The 2171-nt window shown below is 70.0% G+C and carries 2 protein-coding genes; both read right to left on the bottom strand.

What is annotated here, in order from left to right; all coding sequences use genetic code 11:
- On the bottom strand, nucleotides 1-568 hold a 568-nt coding region (locus AC04L7_RS17175), incomplete at its 3' end, for a DUF3034 family protein (protein WP_475513507.1).
- On the bottom strand, nucleotides 565-2171 hold a 1607-nt coding region (locus AC04L7_RS17170; RefSeq protein WP_475513506.1), incomplete at its 5' end, for a putative bifunctional diguanylate cyclase/phosphodiesterase. The genes AC04L7_RS17175 and AC04L7_RS17170, both read right to left, overlap by 4 nt.

The following is a 2171-nucleotide window of genomic DNA, read 5'->3' as shown; positions in this document are numbered from 1 at the left end:
GCGTGGCATTGAGCAGCAACTGGTAACCCCCCGCGGCATCGAGGAACAGCTTGCTGGCGCTCACGTAGGCGTCGGTGCCATGGTCGTCGCGGGCGCCGACCGCCAGCGGAAGTGCGCCGTCGCGCAGCCGCTTGTGCTGCACCCCCACGCTCACCTGCGGCATGCGCGTGTAGACCAGGTCGCCGGCCACGCGTACTTTCGCGCCGTAGATGTCCTGTTCCAGCGCGTCCCAGGGCAGCGCCAGCCGCCGTTGCAGTTCGCCCAGGTCGAACGACTGCCGCGCGAACGACACTTCCACCCGGTTGCCGAACGTGTACGACGCTCCGTAGGCGTCCAATGCGTAGTCGCCGGTATCAACGCGGGTGTAGAACGCCGTGCCGCCGCACTGTTCGTCGGTGCCGTAACCGGACAGCACGGCCCACGGCACGATGCCCCCGCCGGCCGCTCCTTCGATCTGGGTCGCGCCACCGGTCGCCAGCAGGCGTCCCTGTCCGGCGAGCGCGGGCAGTGCCGGCAGGAGCGCCGCGACCGCGCACGCGAGCGGGAGGGCACGAAGGCGAACGGTCATGCGTCGGTTTCCAGCGGGAGGGCAGGGGACGGGGTAGCGGTCTCGCGCCGGCGGCACCAGTCCAGCAGCTCGGCACTGCCGAGCGGTGCACTGAACAGGTAACCCTGCACCATGTCGCAGCGGTAACGGCGCAGCAGGGCGAGTGCGCGATAGTTCTCCACGCCTTCGGCGATCACCGACAGGCCCATGTTGTGGCCCAGCTCGATGGTGGAGCGCACGATCACCGCATCGTCGCTGCCTTCTTCCAGCTGCATCACGAAACTCTTGTCGATCTTCAGTTCGTCCACCGGCATCCGCTTGAGCTGCGCCAGCGATGAGTAGCCGGTGCCGAAGTCGTCGATCGCCAGCCGCACGCCACAGGCTTTAAGCCGGTGCAGCATGCGCAGGGCGTACTCGATGTCCTGCATCAACGCGCTCTCGGTGACTTCCAGGATCACGCGCGCGGCCGGCACGCCGTGCGTCGCCAGTCGCTCTTCGATGTAGGCGGGCAGGTCGGCGTCCAGCAGGTCCATCGCCGACAGGTTCACCGCCAGCCCCAGGTCGAGCCCGCCCTGGCGCCACGCGGCATTGCAGGCCAGCGCCTGGTCCAGCACGAAGCGCGTCAATTCATGGATGAAGCCGGAACGTTCGGCCAGCGGAATGAATTCGTCCGGCGCCACCGGGCCGAGCGAGGGGTGCCGCCAGCGCACGAGCGCCTCCACGTGCTGCACGTGCGCGCTGGCCGCGTCCAGCTTCGGTTGGAATTTCAGCTCCAACTGTCTGCCGGCGATTGCCTGGCGCAGGACGGTCATGAGCTGCAGCTGCCTCAGGTGYGACTCGTCGCGCCCGGGCTGGTAGACGGCCACGCCGCCGTGCGCGGCCTTGGCGTCGTACAGCGCGATATCGGCGCGGCGCAGCAGCGTGTCGGCATCCGCACCGTGCTGCGGGTGGCAGGCCATGCCGAAACTGCCTTCCACGCCAACGCGCGTACTCGGCAGGTCCAGCGGTTGCTTCAGCGCCGTCCACAACGCCTGGGCCTGCACGTTCGCAGCCTCGCAGGACAGGCCACGCAGCATCACCATGAATTCGTCGCCGCCCAGCCGCGCCACCAGGTGCGCCCCGTCCAGCGCGCCGCGCAGGCGCCGCGCCACTTCGCGCAGCACCTGGTCGCCGAACTCGTGGCCCAGCGTGTCGTTGATTTCCTTGAAGCGGTTCACGTCCATCACCAGCACCGCCACTTCGCCGCCCGCCGCGATCGCTGCCTGCAGGCGGTCGTAGGCATGGCTGCGGTTGGGCAGGCCGGTCAGCCCGTCGTGGTGCGCCTGGTGCAGGATGCGTTCCTCGCGCGCTGCGATGTCGGCCTGCATGCGGCCGAAGGCGCCGGCCAGCTCGGCGATCTCGCGACTGCCGCCGGACACGGGTGCCTGCGAGTAGTCGCCGGCCTGGATGCGCTGCGCCGCCTGCGCCAGCCGCGCTACCGGCCGGCTGATGCCTCGCCCCAGCGCAACCGCCACGGCGACCGCGAGCACCGCCGCCAGTCCGGACAGCAGCAGGATGCGCGAGCGCAGCGCGCGGTAGGGCGCGAGCGCGCGGTCGTACGAATCCAGCAGCACCAGCCGGGCGT

This window comes from Pseudoxanthomonas sp. LjRoot204_2 (genome assembly GCF_056175765.1).
Note: the sequence above shows the minus strand (reverse complement) of the source record. Positions and strands in the feature narration are given on the sequence as shown.